At 70.9% G+C, this 20256-nt stretch carries 21 protein-coding genes; 11 read left to right on the top strand and 10 right to left on the bottom strand.

Annotated features, from left to right (window positions below; genetic code table 11):
* The first annotated feature begins 24 nt into the window (after window positions 1-24).
* Both AB0O15_RS36325 and AB0O15_RS36320 read left to right on the top strand, forming a co-directional pair.
* A complete protein-coding gene (locus tag AB0O15_RS36325; RefSeq protein WP_364328567.1) occupies window positions 25-408 on the top strand; it encodes a hypothetical protein in 384 nt (127 codons plus the stop codon).
* A 10-nt stretch (window positions 409-418) separates the two neighbouring features.
* Window positions 419-1543, top strand: coding sequence for an NAD(P)/FAD-dependent oxidoreductase (locus tag AB0O15_RS36320; RefSeq protein ID WP_364328564.1), 1125 nt, complete (start codon window positions 419-421; stop codon window positions 1541-1543).
* Here the strand turns inward: AB0O15_RS36320 and AB0O15_RS36315 are convergent.
* Together AB0O15_RS36315 and AB0O15_RS36310 are read right to left on the bottom strand one after the other, a co-directional pair.
* On the bottom strand, window positions 1504-2214 hold the full coding sequence (locus AB0O15_RS36315; RefSeq protein ID WP_364328561.1) for a ferredoxin reductase: 711 nt from the start codon (window positions 2212-2214) through the stop codon (window positions 1504-1506). The two genes, AB0O15_RS36320 and AB0O15_RS36315, sit on opposite strands and share 40 nt — an antisense overlap.
* Window positions 2184-2783: a sulfite oxidase-like oxidoreductase gene (locus AB0O15_RS36310; RefSeq protein ID WP_364328558.1), complete on the bottom strand. Its 600-nt coding sequence runs from the start codon at window positions 2781-2783 to the stop codon at window positions 2184-2186. The genes AB0O15_RS36315 and AB0O15_RS36310 overlap by 31 nt, the downstream gene beginning before the upstream one ends.
* 48 nt (window positions 2784-2831) lie before the next feature.
* On the opposite strand from AB0O15_RS36310, the gene AB0O15_RS36305 reads away from it, so the two are divergent.
* Window positions 2832-3965, top strand: a complete 1134-nt coding sequence (locus AB0O15_RS36305) for an FAD-dependent oxidoreductase (RefSeq protein ID WP_364328555.1) — start codon at window positions 2832-2834, stop codon at window positions 3963-3965.
* Here AB0O15_RS36305 and AB0O15_RS36300 read toward each other — a convergent pair.
* Genes AB0O15_RS36300 through AB0O15_RS36290 form a run of 3 tightly spaced genes read right to left on the bottom strand, consistent with a single transcriptional unit; the run spans window position 3962 to window position 7449 of the window.
* Window positions 3962-4786, bottom strand: a complete 825-nt coding sequence (locus AB0O15_RS36300; protein ID WP_364328552.1) for a patatin-like phospholipase family protein — start codon at window positions 4784-4786, stop codon at window positions 3962-3964. The genes AB0O15_RS36305 and AB0O15_RS36300 overlap by 4 nt on opposite strands.
* A complete protein-coding gene (locus AB0O15_RS36295) occupies window positions 4783-5712 on the bottom strand; it encodes an aldo/keto reductase (protein WP_364328549.1) in 930 nt (309 codons plus the stop codon). The genes AB0O15_RS36300 and AB0O15_RS36295 overlap by 4 nt, the downstream gene beginning before the upstream one ends.
* Window positions 5713-5742: 30 nt before the next feature.
* Window positions 5743-7449: a S8 family peptidase gene (locus AB0O15_RS36290; RefSeq protein ID WP_364328546.1), complete on the bottom strand. Its 1707-nt coding sequence runs from the start codon at window positions 7447-7449 to the stop codon at window positions 5743-5745.
* 145 nt (window positions 7450-7594) lie between these two features.
* Here AB0O15_RS36290 and AB0O15_RS36285 point away from each other — a divergent pair, with 145 nt between their 5' ends.
* Window positions 7595-8260: a hypothetical protein gene (locus AB0O15_RS36285; RefSeq protein ID WP_364328543.1), complete on the top strand. Its 666-nt coding sequence runs from the start codon at window positions 7595-7597 to the stop codon at window positions 8258-8260.
* Between the two features lie 88 nt (window positions 8261-8348).
* Here AB0O15_RS36285 and AB0O15_RS36280 read toward each other — a convergent pair whose 3' ends face one another.
* Both AB0O15_RS36280 and AB0O15_RS36275 read right to left on the bottom strand, forming a co-directional pair.
* On the bottom strand, window positions 8349-9563 hold the full coding sequence (locus AB0O15_RS36280) for an IPT/TIG domain-containing protein (RefSeq protein WP_364328541.1): 1215 nt from the start codon (window positions 9561-9563) through the stop codon (window positions 8349-8351).
* A gap of 204 nt (window positions 9564-9767) precedes the next feature.
* The gene (locus AB0O15_RS36275; protein WP_364328539.1) at window positions 9768-10862 is read right to left on the bottom strand and encodes a glycosyl hydrolase; all 1095 of its coding nucleotides are present in this window, start codon (window positions 10860-10862) and stop codon (window positions 9768-9770) included.
* 168 nt (window positions 10863-11030) lie between these two features.
* Here AB0O15_RS36275 and AB0O15_RS36270 point away from each other — a divergent pair, with 168 nt between their 5' ends.
* The 5 genes from AB0O15_RS36270 (at window position 11031) to AB0O15_RS36250 (ending at window position 15785) form a co-directional block, all read left to right on the top strand.
* Window positions 11031-11321 (top strand): DUF1540 domain-containing protein, encoded by a 291-nt coding sequence (locus AB0O15_RS36270; protein ID WP_364328537.1) that lies wholly within the window; start codon window positions 11031-11033, stop codon window positions 11319-11321.
* A 503-nt stretch (window positions 11322-11824) separates the two neighbouring features.
* Window positions 11825-12574, top strand: coding sequence for an NUDIX domain-containing protein (locus AB0O15_RS36265; protein ID WP_364328535.1), 750 nt, complete (start codon window positions 11825-11827; stop codon window positions 12572-12574).
* Between the two features lie 66 nt (window positions 12575-12640).
* Entirely contained in the window at window positions 12641-13627 is a 987-nt protein-coding gene (locus tag AB0O15_RS36260) for a molecular chaperone DnaJ (RefSeq protein WP_364328532.1), read from the top strand.
* A gap of 2 nt (window positions 13628-13629) precedes the next feature.
* A complete protein-coding gene (locus AB0O15_RS36255; protein ID WP_364328529.1) occupies window positions 13630-14559 on the top strand; it encodes a hypothetical protein in 930 nt (309 codons plus the stop codon).
* The gene (locus AB0O15_RS36250; protein WP_364328527.1) at window positions 14556-15785 is read left to right on the top strand and encodes an adenylosuccinate synthetase; all 1230 of its coding nucleotides are present in this window, start codon (window positions 14556-14558) and stop codon (window positions 15783-15785) included. Before AB0O15_RS36255 ends, AB0O15_RS36250 begins: the two co-directional genes overlap by 4 nt.
* A gap of 7 nt (window positions 15786-15792) precedes the next feature.
* On the opposite strand, the gene AB0O15_RS36245 is transcribed toward AB0O15_RS36250, so the two are convergent.
* Window positions 15793-16383: a response regulator transcription factor gene (locus tag AB0O15_RS36245; RefSeq protein ID WP_364328524.1), complete on the bottom strand. Its 591-nt coding sequence runs from the start codon at window positions 16381-16383 to the stop codon at window positions 15793-15795.
* Complete coding sequence (locus AB0O15_RS36240) at window positions 16380-17435, bottom strand: histidine kinase (RefSeq protein ID WP_364328521.1); 1056 nt, start codon at window positions 17433-17435, stop codon at window positions 16380-16382. Before AB0O15_RS36240 ends, AB0O15_RS36245 begins: the two co-directional genes overlap by 4 nt.
* A gap of 109 nt (window positions 17436-17544) precedes the next feature.
* On the opposite strand from AB0O15_RS36240, the gene AB0O15_RS36235 reads away from it, so the two are divergent.
* Both AB0O15_RS36235 and AB0O15_RS36230 read left to right on the top strand, forming a co-directional pair.
* On the top strand, window positions 17545-18228 hold the full coding sequence (locus AB0O15_RS36235; RefSeq protein WP_364328518.1) for an ABC transporter ATP-binding protein: 684 nt from the start codon (window positions 17545-17547) through the stop codon (window positions 18226-18228).
* Window positions 18225-18938, top strand: coding sequence for an ABC transporter permease (locus tag AB0O15_RS36230; RefSeq protein WP_364328515.1), 714 nt, complete (start codon window positions 18225-18227; stop codon window positions 18936-18938). The genes AB0O15_RS36235 and AB0O15_RS36230 overlap by 4 nt, the downstream gene beginning before the upstream one ends.
* 97 nt (window positions 18939-19035) lie before the next feature.
* Here AB0O15_RS36230 and AB0O15_RS36225 read toward each other — a convergent pair whose 3' ends face one another.
* Entirely contained in the window at window positions 19036-20181 is a 1146-nt protein-coding gene (locus tag AB0O15_RS36225) for a DUF5925 domain-containing protein (RefSeq protein WP_364328512.1), read from the bottom strand.
* Window positions 20182-20256: the final 75 nt, after the last annotated feature.

Genomic DNA, 20256 nt, shown 5'->3' with positions numbered 1-20256 from the left:
AGGCTTCGGCGCTAATTTCGAGGCATGGAACAGGCACAGGCTGAGCGCATCATCACCGTCCTTCGGGAGCGCAACGTCTTCGCGCACATCAAGCTGCCGCATGCCGGCATCACCCAGTACGGCATCCGGGTCGTCCTGCCGGACGGCCGCGAGGCGGTCTGGGACAACGACGGCACCGCGGGACTCGAGGCGCAGGTGATGCGCAACGGCGTGCTCGTCGGGTTCGTCCCGTCCATCCCGGGCTCCGAGAACTTCTCCGACGCGCAGATCACCGACGCGATCGCGCGGGCCGACTACGACCAGCCGATCGGGCGGTCCACGCCGCGTCCGGGGGCTCCGGTGAAGACGCCGCCGCCGTCCCCGAAAACGCTGGGCGATCGATTGAGGGGCACCCTCCGCAACTTCTAAGCTGCTCCGCATGGAGAACGTGACGGTGCTCGGCGCGGGCGCGGCCGGCCTCGGGGTGGCGGCGGCGCTCAAGGCCCGCGGCGTGGATTCCGTCGTGCTCGAGCGCGGCCCGGGCGTGGGCTCGAGCTGGCGCGGCCGCTACGACCGGCTCAAGCTGCACACCACGAGGCGGCTGTCCGGCCTCCCCGGCCTGCCCATCCCCCGGGAGTACGGGCGCTGGGTGCGGCGCGACGACCTGGTGCGCTATCTGGAGGCGTACGCCGCGAAGTTCGATCTCGACGTCCGGACCGGCGCCACCGTGGAGTCGATCAAGCCGGGCTGGTCGCTCACCCTGGCCGACGGCGCCGAGCACACCACCGAGACCCTGGTCGTCGCCACCGGCTACCTGCACACGCCGGTGGTGCCCGACTGGCCGGGCCGGGAGTCGTGGGCGGGCACGCTGCTGCATTCGTCGGCGTACCGCAACGCCGAGCCGTTCCGGGGCCAGGACGTGCTCGTCGCCGGCATCGGCAACAGCGGCGCGGAGATCGCCAGCGACCTGGCCGCGGGCGGCGCCGCCTCGGTGCGGATCGCGATCCGGACGCCACCGCACATCATCCGCCGCGAGGTCGCGGGCTGGCCGGCCCAGCTGAGCGGCGTGCTGTTGGGCGGGCTGCCGGAGCGCGTCTTCAACCCGCTGGCCGCCACCCTGGCCCGCTTCGAGGTGCCCGACCTGCGGGCGTACGGCATCGTCCGCCCGGCCGAGGGGGCTGAAGACCCGCCTGCGCACCAAGCGTTACGTGCCGCTGCAGGATGTCGGCATCGTCCGGGACGTGCTGGCCCGACGGGTGGTCCCGGTGGCCGCGGTGACCGGCTTCACCGAGACGTCGGTGCTGCTGGCCGACGGCACGAGCGTGCGACCGGACGCCGTGGTCGCGGCCACCGGCTACGGCACCGGGCTGCGCGAGCTGTTCGCCGACCCGGCGCTGTTCGACGAGACCGGGGTGCCGCTCGTCCGCGGCGGCCCACCGGCCCGGCCGGGCCTGTACTTCATCGGGTACGACGTGAATCTCGGCGGCATGCTGCGCCAGGCCGGCATCGAGGCGAAGCGGCTGGCTACCCGAATCGCTCGGTCTTGACCCGTCGCGGGTCGTGACCCAGCGCCACCAGCATGTCGGCCGCGGCCTCGACGAACGCGGTCGGCCCGCAGACGAAGCACTCCGGCTCGAAGTCGGCCGGCCAGCCGTGCGTGTTGAGGGTCGCCACGCTCAGCCGCTTGGCCGGCGGCACCCGGGTGTAGACGTAGTGCACGTCGAGCCCGGGCTTGAACCGCGACAACTCCGACCGGTAAAGAACGTCGTCCGGCGTCCGCACCGAGTAGACGAGCCGGAACGGCTGACGATCGCGCGCCCGGATCATGGCCATCAGCGGCACGACCCCCGAGCCGCCGGCGACCAGCAGCACCGGCGCGGTCGACGCGGAGCGCCAGACGAACCAGCCGCCGATCGGCCCGCGCAGCTCCAGCTTGTCGCCGGCCGAGACACCGGATGTCAGGTATTCCGACACCTCGCCGTCGTCGACCCGCTGCACGGTCAGCTCGAGCCTGTCCTCGGCGCCGGCACGGAAAGCGTTGGCCATCGAGTAGCTGCGCTGGGCCTGGTAGCCGTCCGGCGCGGTGAGCCGCACGTCGATGTGCTGGCCGGGCAGGTGGCCGGGCCAGTCGGGGACGTCGAGCACGAGGGTCTTGGCGGTGGCCGTCTCCGGGCGGATCTCGGTGACCGTGGCCACCCGCCAGCTCAGTCGCCCTGGTACCGCTGCTCGCGCCATGGGTCCCCGTACATGTGATAGCCCGCCTCTTCCCAGAAGCCCGGCTCGTCGTCGTTCAGCATCTCGATGCCGTTGACCCACTTCGCCGACTTCCAGAAATACAGGTGGGGGATGAGCATCCGGGCCGGTCCGCCGTGTTCGGGGGCCAGCGGTTCGCCGTCGAACTCGTACGCGATCCAGGCCTGGCCGTTGGTCAGATCCTCCATCGGTACGTTGGTGCTGTAGCCGCCGTACCCATGGACCATGGTGAAGTCGGCCGCGGTCTCCACGTCTTCGAGGATCGTGTCGACCGAGACCCCGCGCCACGTCGTGCCGAGCTTGGACCACTTGGTGACGCAGTGGATGTCGGTCGTCACGTCCTCGGCCGGCAGCTTGGTGAACTCGTCCCAGGTCCACTGCTGCTTGTCACCCGACTCGGTGGTGATCGTGAAGCGCCAGCGATCGAGCGGGATGCGCGGGGTCGGCCCGATCGAGAGCACCGGGAAGTCGGTCGTGAGGTATTGCCCCGGCGGCAGCTCGGGTTCGGAGGACCGTCGCCGGCCGCCGAAGCCGGTCGAGATGATGCTCATGGAGACTGAGTAAACCGCACTCGGCCGCCTCGATGGAAAGGTTGTGTGATGGATCAAGCATTTGTCATCGTCGGGGGAGGGCTGGCCGGGGCCAAGGCGGCCGAGACGCTGCGGGCCGAGCGCTTCGGCGGGCGGGTCACGCTGATCGGCGCCGAGCAGGAGCGGCCGTACGAGCGCCCGCCGCTCTCCAAGGGCCTGCTGCTGGGTACGGCGAGCCGGGACGAGCCGTACGTGCACGCGCCGGGGTTCTACGAAGAGCACAACATCGAGCTGCGTACGGGCGTGGCCGTCACCAGCGTCGACCGTTCCGCTCACGTCGTCCGCACCGACGGGGGCGAGGAGATCCCGTACACGAAGCTGCTGCTCGCCACCGGCGCCACGCCGAGGCGGCTGCCGGGCACGCTGTCCCTGCGGACGTACGAGGACTCCGACCGCATCGCCGCGGCCGTGACCGAGGGCACCCGCCTGGCCATCCTCGGCGCCGGCTGGATCGGTCTGGAGGTCGCCGCGGCCGCCCGTGAGCGCGGCGCCGACGTGACCGTGGTGACCCGGGGCACGCTGCCCCTGCAGCGGGTGCTCGGCGTACAGATGGCCACGCTCTTCGCGAACCTGCACCGCGATCACGGCGTCTCGTTCGTCGACCAGCTGCCCGACGGCTTCGAGGCCGACGTGACGCTGGCCGCGATCGGGGTCACGCCCAACGACCAGCTGGCGATCGACGCCGGCCTCGAGGTGGAGGACGGCATCCTGGTGTCCTCGTCGTTCCGGACCTCGGATCCCGACATCTTCGCCGCCGGTGACGTCGCGGCGATCGACCATCCGCTGCTCGGCGCCCGGGTCCGGGTCGAACACTGGGCCAACGCGCTGAACGGCGGCCCGTACGCGGCCCGCGCCATGCTCGGCCAGGACGTGCGCTGGGACCACCTGCCCTACTTCTTCACCGACCAGTACGACCTGGGCATGGAGTACGCCGGCTGGGTCCCGCCGGACGTCTCACCCGACCTGGTCGTCCGCGGCGACGTGGAGGCCCGGGAGTTCATCGCCTTCTGGACCACCGAGGGCCGGGTGCTGGCCGGCATGAACGTCAACGTCTGGGACGTCACCGACCGGATCCAGGAGCTGATCCGAGCCGGGGAGCCGGTGGACCTCGCGCGCCTCGCCGACCCTTCGGCGCCGCTCTAGGCCCACACCTCGGCGACCGCGTCGATCACCTCGGCCGACTGGGCGTGGCCGGCCTCGGCGGCCGCCGCGCGCCGTTCCGGGCTGAGCGGGTTGCTGCCGATGGCTTTGAGGGCGGTTGCGCCGGGTTCGACACAGATGCGGCGTACGCCCGGAGCGAGCGCCGCGGTCTGAGCGCCCGGTCGGGTGCTCTTCCGCACCGACAAGGTGGCCGGGGCCAGCACGACCACCCGGTCGTAGCCGGTGGCCAGGTCGACGTTGGCGATCGAGCGGATTCCGCCGTCCACGTACCGGGTGCCGTTCACCGTCATCGGCGGCCACACCAGTGGCACCGCGCAACTGGCCGCGACCGCGTCGATCAGCGAGACACCGCTGGTGTTGTCGAAGACCACCACCTGGCCGGTCTCGGCGGCCACGGCCGGGATCCGCAACCGGGTGGCCGGCCAGGCGTCCGAGGTCACCCGGCCGGCGATCGCGTTCCGCCGCTCCGACTCGGGCACGGTGCGGGCCTTCAGCGCCGCCCGGCCCAGCCAGGCCCGGCCGCGTGCCCCGGGCAGCAGACCCGCGATGGCGAAGCGCAGCACGACACCCTTGCTGATCACGGCGTTGCGGTCGCCGGTGGTGTCGGCCAGCTCCCGGGCGTACAGGTCGTCGAGCCCGGCCCCGGCGGTGATCTGGGCGGCCACCACCGACCCGGCCGACGTGCCGACGAACAGGTCGGCCCCGGACAGGTCGACACCCCGCTCGGCCAGCCCCTGGATCATGCCGATCTCCCAGGCCACACCGGTGACGCCGCCACCGCCGAGAACAACCGCCCGGTTCACCACTGGAGTGCCTGTTCGCCGAGTCGTTCCTTGTACCAGCCGAGAACGGTGTCCACGGTGTCCGGATCGAGCGGGCCCTTCGCCGCCGCGGCGACGCTCGCCGCCAGGTGTTCCCGGCTGCGCGTGCCCGGGATGACCGTGCTGACCGGGTCGAGGGCGAGCAGGAAGCGCAGCGCCCCCTCGGCCACGCCGACCCCCTCGGGCAGCAGCGCCCGGAACTCGCCGGCCAGCGACGCCCGCAGCGCGACGTCGGCCGGCGACCAGCGCGCCCGCACGTCGTCGAAGCGGGAGTCCTCGTCGTACGCGCCGGACAGCCAGCCCGACTCCAGCGGCACCTTGATGATCGAACCCTGCCGGGGCGCGTTGGTCAGGGCGTCCAGCGGCTCCTGGTAGAGCGCGGACAGCCGGACCTCGAGCACTTCCGCCCAGTGCGCCTGCTCGACCTCGCGGCCCTGGTCGACCGACGCGCCGTACGCCCGGATCAGGCCCTTGGTCTTCAGCTCGCGCAGCGCCTCGTGGTGGCCGGCGCTGGTCAGGACCTCGGCCGGCGGGCTGTGCAGGACCACCACGTCGAGGTGCTCGACGCCGAGCCGCCCGGCGCTGCCCCGGACCGACGCCTCGATCGCGGTGGGATCCCAGTCGGTGCTGCCGTCGGGGCGGCGGCCCACCTTCGTGCACAGCACGTAGCGGTCGCGGGGGACGCCGGCCAGCGCCCGGCCCACGTTCAGCTCGCTCTGCCCGCCCGCGTAGACCGGCGCGGTGTCGATGAACGTCACGCCCAGATCGAGGGCGGCCCGCGCGATGCGGGCCGCCTCGTCCGGGTCGGGGCCGCTGGGCCACTCGGCCGAGCGGCCCAGTTGCCACGCTCCCAGGCCGACCGCGCTGACCTCGATCCCGGTGGCGCCCAGTGTGCGCTTCAGCATCATGGTCCACACGGTACGGCCGATCGCATCGAGCTACATCTGCACGGTGTCGCTGAGCGAGCCCACCACCAGGCTGGTGTCCGGCACGACCACCCGGTAGAGGTACCCCGGCTTGATCTTGTTGAGCGTCGACCTGGGGGCCGCCTTGAACGTGCGGTCGGTCTCCCAGGAGGACCCGTCGAGCGAGCGCTGGAGCTTGTTGAGCTGCGTGGCCGCGCCGGTCAGGGTGACCACCAGCGAGGTCTTCTTCGGCGCCAGGGCCACCTCGGAGCCCACCGTGTACGAGTACGTCTCCGACTCGCCGGTCACCGTGCTCTTCGTGGTGGCCGGCACGACCAGGCGCACCTCGTACGGGAAAGTGATCTTGCGGCTCAGGGTGTAGGTGCCGTCGACCTTGGTGGTGCCGCTCTTGCACCTGAACGCGGCGCCCTTGTCGGCCGTGCAGATCTGGATCGAGCGCTTCGACGCCGCGGCGCCGTTGATGGTCACCGTGAACACGGTGCTGACCTTGGTGTTGTAGAGCGCCTGGCCCGAGGTGGCGTCGGAGGAGATCACCGCGCCGGCCGGAGCCGGGGCCGGGGCTGGGGCCGGAGCCGGGGCCGGAGCGCCGCCGACCGCGTTGAGCGCGGCCACCGCGTCGACCCGCCCGTACCCGTAGTCGTTGTCCCGGCCCGCCGCGCCCAGGTCCTTGGCCGTCGACTCCATCGCCAGCTCGACCTGGTCCGGCGTGAGCTGGGGGTTCTTCGCGAGGAGCAGCGCGGCGAGGGCGGAGACGTGCGGGGCGGCCATCGAGGTGCCGCTCTTGTAACCGTACGAGCCACCCGGAACCGTGCTCAGGATGTCGACCCCCGGGGCGGCGACGTCGACGTAGCTGCCCGCGTTCGAGAAGGTGGCGACGACGTCGTTCGAGTCGGTGGCCGCCACGGCGATCGTGCCGGGCGACGCGCCCGGGTACATGACCGGGCTGCCCTGCTGACGCGAGTTGCCGGCCGAGGCGACCACCGTGACACCCTTGGACCGGGCGTACGCCACCGCGTCGCCGTACGACGAGGAGTAGCCGCCGCCGAGCGACATGCTGATCACGTCGGCGCCGTGGTCGGCGGCCCAGACGATGCCCTGGGCGGCCGAGGTCGAGGTGCCGCCGCCGTCGTCCTGAAGCACCTTGACCGGCAGGATCTTCACGTTCGGGGCCACGCCGGCCACACCCACGTTGTTGCCCGCGATCGCCGCGATCGTGCCGGCCACATGGGTGCCGTGCCCGTGCACATCGGTGCCGGGGCCGGTGGCGCCGGTGAACGCGTTGTAACCGGACAGCACCTGGCCGGCCAGGTCGGGGTGGCTGGCGGAGACGCCGGTGTCCAGCACGGCGACGATCACGCCGGCGCCGGTGGAGCTGGCCCAGGCCTCGGTCGCCCTCATCTTCGGGAGCGCCCAGAGCTGGCTCTGGTACGGGTCGTCCAGCGCGTGGACCGGCTTCTCGACCTCGGTCTCCGTGCCGCGCAGCAGCTGCTCGGCGGCGACCCGGCTGGTGGCGGTGGTCGTGGTGAAGACCGGCCGGCCGCTCCTGTCCTTCGAGGTGCGGGTGATGCGTACGGGGCTGGCCTTGCTGACCTTGGCCGGGATCGACTTCGCGACCGCCACCGGCAGCGGGGGCTCCGCGGCCATCGCGGCGCTCGGAGCGACCAGGGCGGCGGCCACGCCGAGCACCCCTAACCCCAGTCCGTAGTGCTTCCGGCCCATGTGAACCTCCCCAGTCGGCGACGGGGTGATAGATCGGCCGAGCCGGCTCTGACTGAAGGTCTCCTTCGGTTCGGGTCCGCTATATCCCGATTCTTGGGAACATCAGGGTTTGACCGTGTTCCTCGACGCGCAAAGGATGAGGTTGATGACGCACGCACGCCGCAAGCAGGCGATCGTCGGAATCGTGGGCCTGGCCGCCCTGGGCGCCGGCGCCTACGTGGCAACCGATCAGCTGGCCGGCGACGACCCCACCGTGACCTCGCTCCCGCCGGCCTCCTCCGCCGCGGCGCCGTCGCCGTCGTCGCCCGGCCCGTCGCCGGTGACCACCACGCCGGCCAACTCCGCCGCGACCGCCCCGTCCTCGCCGTCGATGCCGCCCACGTCGGCGTCGCCCACGGCGAAGACGACCGCCGACCGGGTGAAGGCGGCGCGGGCCAAGCCCGGGGTGAAGATCAAGCGGCCGTTGCCGCAGAGCCCGGCGGACCGGTCGGTCACCGCGGCCGACGTGACCGAGACGCGGGTGGTGAAGGGGCGGCAGAGCCTGCGGGTGCTGTCGGCGAGGAAGAACCTGGCCGGGTACCGGGAGCTGGGCTGGGTGGCCGACGACGGTGAGCCGGTCGGCGCCGCGCGGTGCTCGCAGACCTTCCGGTTCAGCGTGGACATGAAGCCGGCCGAGAAGCCGGCGCTGCTGGTGTGCTGGCGGACGAGCGCGGGGCGGAGCGTCTACACCGTCGCCACCAACGCGGCCGGGCGGCCCTCGAAGCAGGCGAGTGTGGCGGCCATCGAGAAGCAGTGGAAGAACCTGGTCTGACCCTGTTTTCGGATGCGAACCGGCCCGGAGCTTTCGCTCCGGGCCGTTCGTTCATTCGGGTGCTGACCGATCAGGAGTCGGCCACCGATCAGTAGTCGGCCACGGTGAAGGTGGAGCCGCTGGTGACGATCGACTTGTTGTACGGCTTGAGCGGGTCGACGTTGGCACCACCCGGCTGCACGGCGAGCTTGCCGTTGGTCACCCAGGTGACGGTGTAGGCGCCGTCCGGGACCGGGGTGCCTGCCGCGGCCGTACCGTCCACCGCCACGCTGTTGGCGAGGTTGAACGTGGCGAGCACCTGGTTCGGGCCGATGTAGGTGATCGCCGAGGCGTCGGCGATCGGTCCCACCGTCTTGTTGCCGCCGTTGGACGTCGGGTTGTACGAGCCCTGCACCAGGTAGATGTGCGGGTCGTCGGTGTCCGAGCTGGCCGGCGCCGACCAGGCGGCGAACGCGTCACCGATGCCCGAGCCCTCGACGAGGATGTCGGCCGACGCATTGCCGGGCGCGGTGTTCGGCAAGACGTTGAGGTTGTTGGTGAACGCGAACGCGTTCGCCCTCGACACGGTGCCGCCGGAGGTCGTGACGGACAGCGTCTGGTTGGTCGCCGCGGCGTGGGCCGGGGTCGTGGCCGTGAAGGAGAGCTGGTCCGAGGCCACCGAGACCGCCGTCAGCGGCTCGCCGCCGAGGGTGGCGGAGACGCCGGTGGTCGGGAACTTGTAGGTGCCGTCACCCGCGATGGTGACCGAGGTGCCACCGAGCGCCGGGCCGGTGGCCGGCGCGACCACGTTGGCCGCCGCGAGGACCGGCTTGGCCGCGATGGTGTAGATGGCGTTCGCGATCAGCGGGCTGCCGGCGACGACCGGCGTGACACCCGCGGCCGAGGCGACCGTCGTGCCGCTGTAGGCGCAGACGTTGAACTTCAGCGACGAGGTGGCGGCGGGCAGGGCCACACCGACGGGCACCAGGATCGAGATCTGGGTGGTGGACAGCTTCTTCACGGTTCCGGCCGTGGCCCGGACCGTGCCGGCCGTCGCCGTGACGGCGACCGGCGCCGTGAAGGTGGTCGGGCAGGCCGTGCCCACGACGAAGTTGACGGCCGGGACGGTCGTGAAGACCGCGGCCGTCGTCTTGCCGAGCAGGGTGTTGGTGCCACCCGACGGGCCGGTGGTCGCGCTGAGCGTCATGGGCACGGTGGCCGCGAAGGCGGGGGTAGCCGCACCAGCCACGACCACGGCCGTCGCCGCGACCGCGATCCCGGCCTTGAGCAGCCGAGAACCGGTGCTTGTTTCGGACTTACGCATGCGAGGTCCTCCTACGGTTTTACGAACCGTTTGGGCTTGGGTGGGTGGCCCGCGCATGTCGTCTCATGGCTGGGCCCTCTCGCAGGGAGCGTAATGTGAAATTTGCAGGGGTTTGCCAGTAACGAGCAATTTCGATGGATCGGTCGCTACTCCACCTTCACCCCGTCCTTCACCCGACCTTCTCCCTGACCTTCATCCCGTCCTTCACTCCGCCCAGATCGACTTGTACACCGCTGCCGACTCGGGGTTCTTGACGCACTCGTCGTCGTCGCGGAACAGACTGCTCTGTACCCCACCCTCGCCACAGTCGGAGAAGTAGGCCTCATAGGCCAGATGGTCCGCATGCGCCGCGAACCACTCATGCATCCACCTGATGTACTGCGGGTTCTCCTTCCCCGCGTCGCCCGTCGGCACCACGCCCCACTCGCCGACCGAGAACGGCTTGTTGTGCGTACGCGCGAAGTTGTAGAGCCAGGTCAGGCCTTCCGCCTTGGCCGCCGTCCGGTCGAACGCCGCCTTGGTCGGGCTCCACGGGAAGTGGTCGTAGTTGTCGATCCCGACGATGTCGACGTAGTCGTCGCCCGGGTAGCAGTTGGTGCTCACCCCGCCGCACAGCCCGTCGGGTGAGCTGTGCGCGTTGATCGACCAGTCCAGGGTCACGTCCGGGTTGGTGGCCCGGATCGCCGTCGCCGCCCTCCGGTAGCAGCCGACGTACGCCTGCGTGTCCGTCGCCCGCCACGGCATGGTGCGCTCCTGCATCTCCCAGCCCAGCCGCACGATCGAGTCGCCGCGCCCGTGTCGCACCATCAGGTTGCCGAAGTGCCGCCACTGCTCGTCGTAGTCGCCGGCCGCGCACTTCGGCAGCTCGGCCTCGCCGCCGGTCGGCACCAGGCCCTGCGAGATCACCAGGGCGCCCGGGAAGTCGTCGAAGAACTCGAACGTCCACCCCGTGCCGCTGGTCATCGACTCGTAGGTGCTGCGGTCGGTGTAGGTCTGCGCGACCCGGCACGCCCGCCCGCGCGCGGCGCAGAACGCCTCGACGTGCGCGGTGTCGAAGGTGGGATCCCCGTTCACGCCGGACAGGCCGTTCGGTCCAGGCCAATCCCCTCGGGTACGCGGAAGAGCGAGCAACCGCTTCGCGGAGCGCGACTCGGCCGACGAGGGGCTCTTCGCGGCCGAGCTCGCCGCCGCCGCCGGCGTGGGCGCAGGGGCGGGGTCATCCGCGGTGCACCCGCCGACGCCGGCGCCGGCGAGCAGCGTCAGCGTCAGCAGGGCGGCGGCGAACCGGACGCGTGGCATGCGCGGATCCTCCGTTTTTCGTCAGAACAGCCTTACCTAAGTAGCGGTAATTGCAGCCTAACCTCACCTGTTAAACCGCGGAAAATAGGCCGCCCGCGTGTCGCGCGAATCGCCGGTGCTTGCATTATCGTGACCCGGGGACGCAATGAAAATGAGGAGGCCCACGCCATGACACAGATGATGGAAATGCCGCGGGTGTCGCAGTGCACCGTCAGCGGCTGTGGTTACAACCACGACGGCTGCACCGCTTTCGCGATCACCATCGGCCGCCGCAACTCGGAGTGCGACACGTATGTCGACTCCGACCTGCAGGGCGGAATCGGCCAGCTCACGGCCCAGGTCGGCGCGTGCAAGCGCTCCGAGTGCGTACACAACAGCAACCTCGAGTGCCAGGCCCCGGCAATCACCGTCGGCAGCGCGACCGACCGCGCCGACTGCCTCACCTTCGAGGCCAGGTAAGCCTCATCTGCAGTTAGGCCCGCCTTCCCTAAGGAAAGGCGGGCCTCATTGTTTCTCCCATTTCCAACCCCTCTTCGAGCGCAGTTCCCGCCCCCTTCTATTCCTCTCTGCTCTCGCCTCGCGTCCCAAAGATCCACCCCTCCGGCCGAGGCATTCCCGCCCGCCTGTCCCACTCGGGCCCACCCGTGCGGTGACGCCTCCCGCCGGCCGCCCCATCCCCGCCACCTTTGCGGTCGCGACCCCCGCCGAGCCGCCCGCCGCCGTGATCCACTTGGCCGCTTCCCGCCGGCCGCCCGTTCTCGCCACCTTTGCGGTCGCGACTCCCGCCGGGCCGCCCCCGCCGTGATCCACTTGGCGCTTCCCGCCACACCTCGCCCGTGCCGCGTGGCGCTGCCCTCTGGCTGATCCCGTACCGCGAGTTGCCTTGACCCTGACGATGCCCCGGCCTATGTTGTTCTCAGATCAAGAATTACTCGAACTGAGAACAACTGAGGAGCGGGCGAGTGACGGACGAGGAGTTCCTGGAGACGTACGACCCCCGGGCCTACGCGCCGATCGCGGTGACGGTGGACGTGGTCGCGCTGACCATCCGGGACAGCCGGCTGTGCGTCCTGCTGGTCGAGCGGGGCGAGTCGCCCTACGCCGGTTGGCGAGCGTTGCCCGGCGGCTTCGTCCGCGAGGAAACCCTGGACACCGCCGCACTGCGCGAGCTGGCCGAGGAAACCGGCCTCCGCCCCGGCGAGGACACCCTCGAGCAGGTGCACCTGGAGCAACTCCGCACCTACGGCAACCCCGACCGCGACCCGAGAATGCGCGTGGTCTCCGTCGCCTACCTGGCTTTCGCCCCCAGCCTCCCCGACCCCCGCGCCGGCGGCGACGCCTCCAACGCATCCTGGGTGCCGGTGGACGAAACCGGAGAGCTGGCCTTCGACCACGCAACCGTCCTGGCCGACGCCCTCGACCGCGCCCGCTCCAAACTCGAGTACACGCCTCTGGCGACCGCCTTCCTGCCCCCTGCTTTCACGATCAGCGAACTGAGGTCCGTCTACGCCGCGGTCTGGGGCGAAGACCTGCACGCAGGGAACTTCCACCGCAAGGTCCTCTCCGTCCCCGGCTTCGTGGAAAGCACAGGCACCACCGCCTCCCGAGGCGGCGAACGAGGAGGCCCCCGAGCCCGCCTGTACCGAGCCGGCGACGCCCGCCTCCTGCACCCAGCCCTCCTACGCCCCACCCGCGAGGAGACAGTCAGATGACTCCGCGCTCATCACCCACGCTGCGGATCGCAGCTTTCTCGCTCGTGAAAGAGCGGAGGGCTTGCCATGACCTTTGACGAGGCGGTGGAAGTCATCGCAGCGGCGGGCAGCTTCGGTGACCTGGTTGCTCTGGCGCGACCCACCACCGACCCGGCATCAGTCTTCGTCGACAGCGGGAACTCGCCGTCTGCGGTCGGGGAGCCCGTCGAGGCGTACCGCATGCTCTCGAAGATCGTGCACCCGGATGTCGCACCCGCGACGGAAAGCGCACGAGCCACCGAGGCCTTCGCAAAGCTGTCGGCCCTGTGGATGGCATTCGTCCCGGGCGCGCTGAGCGGCGACCTGGCGGATCTGGTGCCGCACAACGGCGATCGAGCCCTGCGGAAGGTGCCACGGCTGCCCGGCGACAACGATCTCATGACCGCCGAATCAACCGCCCTCCGAACACTGTGGACGGATGGCGATCCACGCTTCCGCCCGTACGCGCCGCGCCTGATCGAGTCGGTGCGCGACGGCCGCAAGCGGGTGAACGTGCTGCAACGGCTGCACGGCTTCGTGACCCTGGCCGAGGTGCTGCGGCAGCGACCGGACGGCATCGACGCGCGCGACGCGGCGTGGATGTGGCGACGGCTGCTGACCGGCCTCGGCTGGGCGCATCGCGCCGGCGTGGTGCACGGCGCGGTCCTGCCCGGGCACGTGCTGATTCACCCCACTGAGCACGGCGTGGTGTTGGTCGACTGGTGTTACTCGGTGGCGCCCGGCACGCCGCTGACCGCGCTGGTCGCCCAGCACCGCGCCGACTATCCACCCGAAGTGCCGGCGAAGTGGCCGGCCACCCCAGCCACCGACATCTACCTGGCGACCGTCCTGATGCGGCGGCTGATCCGGCGCCCACCCGCGCCGATCGCACGCTTCCTGGACGGCTGCCTCTACGACGCGCCCCGGATGCGTCCCCAGGACGCCTGGGCGTTGCTGGCCGAACTCGACGAAGTGCTCTTCGCCTGCTTCGGCCCAAGGAAGTTCCGGCCATTCACCCTCCTGAAAGGGGCATGAACATGGGCAGTGGACGCTGGTCCACCGACGTGTACGACGCCGCGCAGAACTACCGTGCGGCAACCGGTGCGAGCGCCTTCGCGTACAGCGACGGCGGCGCACGTGACGCACACCCCGCACTCGACCCGAAGGGCGTGACCCACCGGGAGAGCAGGGACAACGACGAACACCCGCACAGCACCCCGATCGCCGTCCTCTTCGACGTCACCGGCTCGATGGGCGGCGTGCCGCGCGTGCTGCAGACGAAGCTGCCGCAGCTGCTCGGCCTGCTGACCCGCAAGTCCTATGCCACCGACCCGCACATTCTCTTCGGCGCGGTCGGCGACGCGAGCTGTGACCGCGTGCCGTTGCAGATCGGCCAGTTCGAGTCGGACAACCGCATGGACGACGACCTGGCGCGCATCGTGCTCGAGGGCGGTGGCGGCGGTCAGAAGATGGAGTCCTACGAACTGGCGATGTACTTCATGGCCCGCCACACCTCCCTGGATTCGATGCTGCACCGCGGCCGCCGCGGCTACCTGTTCCTGATCGGGGACGAGATGCCCTACCCGGCGGTGAAGCCGAAGGAGGTCCGCGCCCGGATCGGCGACAAACTGACCGAGCCGATCCGCACCGAGGCAATGCTGGCCGAGCTGCAGCAGAAGTTCGACGTCTACTACCTGCTGCCCACCGCCGCCGGTTGGGGTGGCGACCGCGAGGTCCTCACCCGGTGGCGCGACCTGCTCGGGCAGAACGTGATCGAGATCGACGACCTCGACGCCGTGTGCGAGACGATCGCGCTCACGGTCGGCATGGGCGAGGACGCCATCGATCTGGACGCCGGCCTGGCCGACCTGATCGAGTACGGCTCGACCGCCACCACCACGGTCGGCAAAGCGTTGGCGCCGCTACGGAAGCAGCTGCCGACCTCGGCCGGGAACATCCGGCTGTGACATCGCTTCGCCGCCAGGCTGGTGCCGAGCATGTCGCCGTCGTGGATCTGGGCTACGGCGACGCCGGCAAGGGGACGGTGGTGGACGCTCTGTGCGCCACCACCGCCCGCCGCGCGGTCCTGCGCTTCAACGGGGGAGCGCAGGCCGCGCACAACGTGATCACCGCATCGGGCCGGCACCACACCTTCGCCCAGTTCGGGGCGGGCACCCTGCAGGGCGTGCCCACGCACCTCACGCGCTTCATGGTCGTCGACCCTCTCGCCCTGTCCGCCGAAGCGTCCGCCCTGGGCAATCCCTACGACCTGCTCACCGTGGACGAGGACGCGTTGCTCGCCACGCCGTGGCACCGCGCCGCCAATCAGCTGCGTGAGCAGCGACGTGGCGAAGGCCGCCACGGCTCCTGCGGGATGGGCGTCGGCCAAACCGTGGAGTACGCGCTCAAGAATCCCGCCGCCCCTCGGGTCGGTGACGTGCGTTCGCCATCTCGGCTGCGCGCCCGACTGGCCCAGGTCCGGTCCGTGCTCACCGAGCAGTACGGCCCGCTCCCGGCCCCGCCCCTCCCCGCAGTGGTGGACGCGTTCCTCGCCTTCGGTCGCGCAGTGTCGATCGTGGACTCCTCGTACGTCACGACGCTCCTCAACGAGGGCCCATGCATCTTCGAGGGCGCCCAAGGCGTGCTCCTCGACGAGTGGCGCGGCTGGCACCCCTACACCACCTGGTCGACGACCACCTTCGACAATGTCGCGTCCCTCTGCGACTCGTTCGTCCGTCTCGGCGTGGTCCGGACCTACACCACCCGGCACGGCGCCGGTCCCTTGGTGACCGAGGCCGACGACCTGACCCTGCCCGAGCCCCACAATGCCCGGGGTGACTGGCAGGGCGCCTTCCGGACGGGCCACTTCGACGCCGTGGCGCATCGCTACGCGGCAGAGGTGGCCGGCGGACTGGACGGCATCGCTGTCACCCACCTCGACCGGGTCACGCCGGCCCTGAAGATGTGCACCTCCTACAGCCTCGACGAGAGGCCGTGGCAGCGCATAGTTCCCGGCCCTGCCCGGGACCTCGGATACCAGTCCGCCCTCACGTCGCTGCTCGACCGCGCGCGCCCCGGCGACATGCACGCCCCCGAGAACTGGGCGGCGGAGATCGGCGAAACCCTCAAGGCCCCCGTGCTGGTCGAGTCTCATGGCCCGGCCACCAATGACAAGAAGGTGCGTGGGTTGTGAGCCATACCTATATCCAGCCCTGCTCCCACGCCACCTGAGCCGCGGCGTGGCGATCGGCGACGGCCAGCTTCGTGATCGCGCTCGACAGGTAGTTGCGAATCGTGCCCGGCGTCAGATGAACCGCCGGCGCCATCTCCTTGATCGACATGCCCTGCCGGGTCGCGCGCAGGACATCCGTCTCGCGGTCGGTCAACGGGCATGGCCGCTCGCTCAATGCGAAGGAGGCGAAGTCTTGATCCACGTAGCGCCGCCCGCCGTGCACCTCGCGAATGATCTCGGCGAGCCGGTCGGCCGGCGTGGTCTTCGGCACGAACCCACGGACCCCGACGCTGAGGGCGCGCCGCAGGATGCCCGGCCGGGCATGCCGAGTGACCAGGACGACCGGCATGGCCAGCCGGGCGGCCGCGCTGATCCCGTCACCGGGCGGCATCTCCAGATCAAGCACGGCGAGGTCGGGCTGAACCTTCTCGGCCAACGCGACCGCGGTCTCGCCGTCGGCGGCCTCGGCGACGACCGTCAGGTCTTCCTCGAGGTCGAGCAGCGCGGCCATGGCCCCGCGAATCAGCACCTCGTCATCGGCCAGGAGCAACCTGATCATCGTGGAAGCACCGCCTCGACCTCGAAGTGGTCGACCCCGCCGGTCCAGCGCAGCTTGCCGCCCGCCGCAGCGAACCTCTCCTCCAAGCCCGCCAGCCCTTGCCCGTCGTGGATCCGGCCCTCCAACGGCCGGTCGTTGCGGACTCTCAGCTCGACCTTGGCATCGATGTGGGCGAGCGTGATGCCGGCTCTGGTCGCGGCGCTGTGTCGCAGCATGTTGGTCGTCGCTTCCCGCACCAGCAGGGCGAGAAGGCGGCTGGTCTCCGCGGGCATCTCGCCGTAGGAGGCCAGATCGGTGTGGCACCGGACCCCACCCGCCTGGAGCAGCCCGACCGCGTTCGTGATCTCGGTGTCGAGCGAGACCTCGCGATAACCGTGCGCCACGCTGCGGGTGTCTCGTAGCGCGTCGCGGGCGAGTTCCTCCACCGCGCGCATCTCCGTGGCCGCACGCTCAGGGTCGGTGGTCATCAATCGCGCGGCCAGCTCGCTCTTCAGCACGATGGCCTGAAGGTTGTGGCCCTGGATGTCGTGCAGGTCGGCGGCGAAGCGCTGTCGTTCCTGATCCACCGCGTAGATGGCGTCACGGGCGCGCTCTCCATCGAGGCGCACCGCGACCTCCCACACCCAGAACTGAGCCATGAGAGCGAGGACGCAGAGCAGGGTCGCGCCCGTGGCGACGAGGGCGGTCGGCCAGTCACCGGTGCTCACCGCGACGGTGACACCCGCGACGGCCAGCCCCGTGCCGGCGATCGGCGGCCGTGGCCAGTTGGTGGCCGCCATGACGGCCGCGGCCACCGAGGCCGGCACGCCCACCACGGGCCAGATCTGCTCCGGGTTCTGGGCGGTGGCGATCACCGCGCAGATCAGGCCCACCGGAAGCAGCCGCAGCACCCATGAGCCCGGGCGGGCATACAAGGCTCGGACGTAGAGGACGCCGGCGACCGCGCACGCCACCACCGTGGCCGGGGTGGGGGACAGGGCCACCACCACCAGCACACTGAAGAACAGCGAACCGGCGGTGAAGTGCCGCAGGTATCGCAGGGAGCGCGTCATGGGGCCATCATGCCGCTCGGCCGATGCGGGCCGGTACTGACAAATGTCATCGACTTCGATGACACGATGTCACTACTTGCGGGCGCCGGATGCGACCAGGCTCGTCCACATGATCGAGTGCAACGGAATCCGATTCTCCTACGCCGGCCACGAAGCCTTGGCCGGTGTCGACCTGAGTGTCCAAGCCGGCGAGATCGTCGCGCTGCTCGGCACCAACGGCGCCGGCAAGACCACGCTCGTCGACCTGATCCGCGGCATGCTCACCCCGGCCGCCGGCACGGTTCGGGTGCTGAACCGCGATCCCCGCCGTGAGCGTCGCAGCCTGGCCCCGCTCATCGGCCTGGTGCCCCAGGATTCGGGCTTCACGCCCGGGCTGACCGCTTCCGAGACCTTCCGCCTCTGGACCGGGCTCAACGACCGTCCGGCCACCGGGTCGCTCGCCGAGGTCGGCCTGGAGCGGCGGGCGCGGGTCAAGGTGCGACACCTGTCCGGCGGCGAGCGCCGGCGTCTCGATCTCGCGATCGCCCTGTCCGGCGACCCGCCCCTGATGGTGCTCGACGAGCCGACCACGGGCCTCGACCCGGAGTCGCGCGGCGCCGCCTGGGATGCGTTACTCGACCGGGTGGCGTCAGGTGCTGCCGTGCTGGTGACCACGCACTACCTGGAAGAGGCGTCGCAGTACGCGGACCGCTTCGTGGTGCTCCACGAGGGTCGCGTCGCGCGGTCGGGCAGCGGCGACGCCGAGGCGGCCTTCCGAGCCGTCACGTCGGAGAACCAGGAGGACAGGCGATGATCTGGCCAACCTTGGCGCGGGCCGAGCTGACGCTGCTGTTGCGAAGCCCGCTCGCGCTCGCCAACGCCGTGCTCCTGCCGATCGGGTCCGGCGTCGGCTGGATGCTGCTGGCCCGCGACTCGCCCGCCGGGCTCGACGCGGACGCCATCGCCATGCAGGTGTTGCTGCTGCTCGGGTTCACTCCCTACGTCGGCGCCGTCACCATGCTGGCCGGGCGCCGCCAGGAAAGGGTGCTCAAGCGCCTGCGAGAGAGCGCGCTGACCTCGGTCGGAGCCTGGGCCGGGCTGCTCCTGCCACTGGTCGTCCTCGGGCTCGTGCAGACCGTTCTCATGGTCGCGGTGACGTTGGCGGCCGGCGTCGATCCGCCCGGGCGCTGGTGGCCGCTGGTCGCCGCGGTCGCGCTCGGCATCGTGCTGGCCGGGGCGTTCGCGGTGATGACCTCCGTGGTCACCCCCGCGCCCGAGCTGGCTCAACTGACCACGGTGCCGGTGTTCCTCGCGCTGTTCGGCGGTGGGGTCTGGGTGCTGAAAGGCGGAGCCTGGGCGTTCCTGCTCCCTGGCGGCGCGGTGACCGAGCTGGTCCGCCTGGCCTGGCAGGCGGACGCCCGATGGTTCGACGGCTGGCGCGACGTGGTGGTGATGACGGTGAGCATCGGAGCGGCCGGGCTGCTGGCGGGGCGGTACTTCCGCTGGGACCCGCGGACCAGCTGAGCGGCGCGGAGCAAGAGCGCGGAGCGGGGACCGCGCAGTTGGGGCGGAGCAGTGCGGCATCCATCCGGTAACTGGATCGAAGGGAGGTTGCGAGGTGCTACAGGTACATGCCCGTGGTGGGCGCCGTCTTCGGCACGGTGACCGGCTGAGCGCCGGTGCGCAGGGCGTAGAGCTCGGCCAGCGTCGCGCCCTCCGGCCCGATGCCGGCCGGCGTGCCGAGCCAGCGGACCGCCTCCGCGTAGGGCAGCCGTCCCACCTCGATGCTGGCCAGGCATCGGCCGGGCCGCACCACGGCCGGGTGCAGCGAGGCCAGGTCTTCGTTCGTGGTGATGGCGATCAGCGCGTTGCGGCCCTGACCGAGCAGGCCGTCGGTCAGGTTCAGCAGGCGGGAGAGCGACTGGCCGGCGCTGGCCTTCGCCTCGCCGCTGACCAGTTCGTCGCAGTCCTCGAGCATGAGCAGGCGCCAGCGCGGCTCGTCGTCGTCACCGGTGCCGAGGGCCACGCTCATCAGGTACGCCGGGTCGCTGAAGAGGCGCTCCGGGTCCAGGACGCAGTCGACCTGGCACCACGAACGCCACTGCTGGGCGAGCGCCCGCAACGCGGTGGTCTTGCCCGTGCCGGGCTCACCGTGCAGCAGCAGGAGGCGGCCGTTGACCACGCTGCCGTCGAGCGTCATCAGGCGCTCGAGCGTGTCGGCGACCGGGCTGGCGTAGTTGGGCTTGATCTCGGCCCACAAAGCGGCGTCGATCTCGCGCTGGACCCGGCGCGGGCCATGAGCGCCGAAGTGCCAGAAGCCGATCGGCACGTTCTCCGGCGCCGGCGTCGGCTCCTCGACCGCTCCCGCGGTGGCGGTGGCCAACACCGACTCAGCGAGTTCGGCGGTGATCGCGGTGACCGTCACCCGGGCGCGGCGGCTCTGGAGCCAGCGCATGACGTGCAGCGTCCAGCCCTCGCCGACGGAGAGGCGGCCCTGGCCGTCCTCCTCGACAGCGTCCCGCACGACGCGGGCGTCGTCGGTGGTCAGCGGCGCGTCCGTGCGGACGTTCTCGAGGTAGGTGCTGCGGCCGAACGGCTCCCGGCCGGTGACGAAGGCGTCCAGCGCGAGCAGGTCGACCACGTCGACCAGGCGGTCACCGTCGTCGACGGCCGCGGCCAGCGGCAGGGCGTGGGTGACCGGCGGGCTGACCGCCGCCTCCACGGGACGGCTGCCGAGCCGGTCGACGGACTGGTGGGGTGCGCGCATACCCACCATGATCGTCCCGATGCGGCCGGAAATACAGCCGTTTTCACCTTTGAGCGATTCCCCCGCGTGATCCTC

It is taken from the genome of Actinoplanes sp. NPDC089786, from assembly GCF_040684855.1.
Taxonomy (GTDB): domain Bacteria; phylum Actinomycetota; class Actinomycetes; order Mycobacteriales; family Micromonosporaceae; genus Actinoplanes.
This window is presented reverse-complemented; position numbering and strand designations above follow the sequence as displayed.